Below are 3,652 nucleotides of genomic sequence, written 5' to 3'. Positions count from 1 at the left end.
TCTTCCTTGCTTCCTTCTTCTTTGCTTCCTTCTTCCTTCTTCCTTCTTCCTTCTTCCTTCTTCCTTCTGACTTCTTTCTTCTTCCTTCAAATAAATGCTAGGATTGTTCATAAAACAATTAATTTAGAGTGTAATGGAACAAGAAATCTATAAGCAAGCAGTAGCAAAATCTCGTGCTAAAGACTATGAGGCAGCAATTCAATATTTTAGTAGAGTTATAGAAATTAATCCTAATTTTGCTGAAGCTTATTATGGCCGAGGTTTAGCAAAGTTTGATTTAGGAAACAACAAAGAAGCCATTGTTGATTATACTCAAGCTTTAGCAATTAATCCTAATTATATAGATGCTTATTTAGCTCGTGGTATTGCTAAGTTGGCAGTAAAAGATATTTCGGAAACTATTGCAGATGCAAATCAAATAATTGCTATTAATAATAACTATGCTCCGGCATATAAATTGTTGGGTAATGCTTATCGTCAACAACATAATCAAGCAGATGCCATAGATAATTTTAAGCGAGGAGCAGAATTGTATTTAGAACAGAAAGATGTAGTTAATTGTCGGAAATGTTTGGATAATATTAAGCAAATACAATCTGTATCTACTACTGCTGTAAAAGTTGAAAATAATCTCCAAAAAGGTGATAGTAAAACATTTTTAAATAAGATTTTAAGAAAATTTGAAAAAGGCGATCGACAGGGAGTAATAGCAGATTTAAACTGGGCTTTACAAGTAGACCCAGAAGATTCTCAAGCCTATTGTTGTCGGGGAATTATTCGTTATAAACAAGGGGAGAATTTAGGTGCAATATCAGATTTTAATCAAGCTTTGCAATTTAACGACCGAGATATTTTAGCTTATCAAAATCGAGGGATAATTCGCAGTAAAATGGGAGATTTTAAAGGAGCGATCGCTGACCTTGATGCAGCTTTAAAAATTGAACCGAATAATTCGCTTATTTATGTAAGTCGGGGAAATACTTATCGGGATATGGGAGCATATCAAGAGGCAATAAAAGATTATGAACAAGCATTAAAAATTAACCCTAATGAAGCCAAAGCTTTTTATCATCGAGGCATTGTTTATTTCCGTTTAGAAGAAATGAAAAAAGCCATAGATGATTATCAGAATGCTGCTAAATTATTCGGGGATGCTGAAGATTGGAATAACTATAAAAAAACCTTAGATGACTTGAAGAAAATTCACGGAACTGTTCCTAGTCAAAATCAGAACCTTAACGAAGATAATCAATATAAACAACTACAACAAAAACTTTTAAAAATGGTTGGTGGGCATTGGGAAATGGCAGAAAGATTAATCGCAAAAGTTCGAGAAAAATATCCTGGAAGGGATAAGATTTGGTATTTGGAAAAAGTTATATCTGATTATCAACAATAGTCATTTCAGTTATCAGTTATCAGTTATCAGTACCTCTAAAACTCAACTTCCCCCTTCTTCGCTCCTCCTTCTACTATAAATTCAACCTAAAACCAGGCAATAAATTTTCACCCGATAATTCAGTTGGAAGATTTCTTACTTCCACATCCTTTGCCAAACGATAAATTTCTACTTGTTGCTGCTGAGGATTAATTAACCATCCTAAATTTACTCCAGCATCCATATATTCTTGCATTTTGTCGCGCAACATTTCCAAATCATCTGTTCCTGACCTTAATTCAATTACAAAATCCGGTGCAATGGGAGGAAACTTGCGCCGTTGTTCAGGTGTTAATGCTTCCCAACGTTCCCGTTTTATCCAAGCAACATCTGGGGAACGGTTAGCACCATTTGGCAACTTAAAAACAGTAGATGAACTGAAAGTAAAACCAAGTTTTGTTTGCCGATTCCAGATGCCCAAATCAATAATTAATTCAGCTTCTCGATTACCACTATCCCCACCAACTGGTGGCATAATAATTAATACTCCTTTAGCCGTTATTTCAAAGTTAAAATCGCAGTTATTTTGACATAACTGATAGAATTGTTCGTCTGTGAGATTAACAGTATCTAAATTTAATGTCAAAGTACTCATAATTTTATACTTATTTAGAATTTTTATAAATATTATATGAGGAACTTTCCTACGGAATGCTACGCAAATGTTATCAGCTTGTAGGGGCGAATGGCATTCGCCCATACTTGAGTTTAAATCTCCTTCTAAAAGTTTACTGCTGAAAGCTGAAAGCTGAGTGCTGAAATGCTGACAGCTTTTTTAAAATTAGCCAATTTCCGCAGTCATACTAATAACTGTTTCCACAGTTTTACCAGGTTCAGCAATTAATAAACTTTCCCCAGTATTCATAGCATTACGAGGTGCAGTCCAAGGTTCTAAACAATAAAAATCTTTACCTTTGACAGTCCAAAAAACTAGAGTAGAGTAATTACTATCGTAGTTAATAGTTAACTTCAAATTACGACTTTTATCAGTAACTACTGCTGATTGTTTTGACAAATTAACAAACGCCCAATCAATTTCTTCGGCATTAAAATCAAACTCTCCAGAAAAAGTATTAACAGTTTGTTCGCCCTTAAGTTTATACTCATTTGAAGGTAAATCAAACTCTAATTGACTCTTATCAGTTACAGCAAAATAAGGATGAATTCCTGTAGCAAATGGCATAGGTTTCTGAGACAAATTCGTGTGAGAATATCGCATCTCTAGAGTATTACCCCGCAATATATATGTATAATTCAACTCAAAATTAAATGGATATACTGCCCGAGTTTCATCACTGCTGCGGAGAGTCACAGTAATACTTGCGCCATTCTCGGTAGACTGTTGTGTAACTTCCCAAGGGAGGGTACGAGCAAAACCATGTTGCTTGATTTTGTAGCTTTCTCCATCTAACGTATAGGTATCGTCAACCACGTTGCCACAAATAGGGAACAGTAAAGGAATACCACCGCGTACCGAAAGAGTGGGGTCAGCAAAACGTTCCTTATCAAGATAAAATATTTTTTGGTCTTGAGTACGCCAGTCAGTAATGATGCCACCTCGTTCGGGAACAACAACTACCATAGACTGAGTAGTTTCATCAGAAAGGATATAGGGTTGATTTTGATTTTGTCCAACATTAGCAGGCATAGATAATTTACCTAAAACAACTGCTATTAAATTCTCATAGAATAGTCTGAAAAACTATTCATTTTGGACATAATACGAATTTGATAAACGTTTGCTACAAATATCTAGGGGATTTTTTAGGAGTCAGGAGTCAGGAGGCACGGAAGGAAGAGAATTTAGAAAGATTTGGCAATGGCGCTGAGGATGGAACATTTTTTTATACCGAACCCGAGCGGATTTTATATAAAATATTGCTTAAACCTTTAACCATATCATTTAAGTGAACTGAAAACAAGTCTAAACTTAGTGCTACTAATATCAGTTACCAACATCAAAAAATTAGGTAGTGCATAAGTTCTGAACTTAAGGAAATATATCTAGCGATCGCAGGACTTATACAATAGACATCTGGTGATCATCAAAAATAAAATCAATTATTGCATATAAATTATCAATTATTTCCCCCTACTCCCTACTTCCTACTCCCTCTTTTCCGGAGATAACTAATATATGAGGTCTAAACACTAAATATATAAAACGTTATAGTTTTGATTGACTATATCAATCATCGATAAACTGGTAAAGTA

General features: G+C 34.6%; 4 protein-coding genes. 2 read left to right on the top strand and 2 right to left on the bottom strand.

The window, feature by feature from the left end; genetic code table 11:
• The first annotated feature begins 133 nt into the window (after positions 1-133).
• A complete protein-coding gene (locus F6K13_RS23600) occupies positions 134-1,399 on the top strand; it encodes a tetratricopeptide repeat protein (protein WP_124143362.1) in 1,266 nt (421 codons plus the stop codon).
• Positions 1,400-1,472: 73 nt separating this feature from the next.
• Here the strand turns inward: F6K13_RS23600 and F6K13_RS23595 are convergent, their stop codons facing one another.
• Positions 1,473-2,033, bottom strand: coding sequence for a Uma2 family endonuclease (locus tag F6K13_RS23595; protein WP_124143363.1), 561 nt, complete (start codon positions 2,031-2,033; stop codon positions 1,473-1,475).
• 186 nt (positions 2,034-2,219) lie between these two features.
• Positions 2,220-3,086: an aldose epimerase gene (locus F6K13_RS23590; RefSeq protein WP_124143364.1), complete on the bottom strand. Its 867-nt coding sequence runs from the start codon at positions 3,084-3,086 to the stop codon at positions 2,220-2,222.
• Between the two features lie 80 nt (positions 3,087-3,166).
• On the opposite strand from F6K13_RS23590, the gene F6K13_RS23585 reads away from it, so the two are divergent.
• On the top strand, positions 3,167-3,349 hold the full coding sequence (locus tag F6K13_RS23585) for a hypothetical protein (RefSeq protein ID WP_287288568.1): 183 nt from the start codon (positions 3,167-3,169) through the stop codon (positions 3,347-3,349).
• Positions 3,350-3,652: the final 303 nt, after the last annotated feature.

Origin of the sequence: Okeania sp. SIO2B9 (assembly GCF_010672505.1) — a bacterium.
Classification (GTDB): domain Bacteria; phylum Cyanobacteriota; class Cyanobacteriia; order Cyanobacteriales; family Microcoleaceae; genus Okeania; species Okeania hirsuta.
Note: the sequence above shows the minus strand (reverse complement) of the source record. Positions and strands in the feature narration are given on the sequence as shown.

What these genes read in the sequence shown, in the direction of transcription:
- F6K13_RS23600 (WP_124143362.1), top strand. Translation starts at nt 134, where the DNA reads ATGGAACAAGAAATCTATAAGCAAGCAGTAGCAAAATCTCGTGCTAAA.
- F6K13_RS23595 (WP_124143363.1), bottom strand. Translation starts at nt 2,033, where the DNA reads ATGAGTACTTTGACATTAAATTTAGATACTGTTAATCTCACAGACGAA.
- F6K13_RS23590 (WP_124143364.1), bottom strand. Translation starts at nt 3,086, where the DNA reads ATGCCTGCTAATGTTGGACAAAATCAAAATCAACCCTATATCCTTTCT.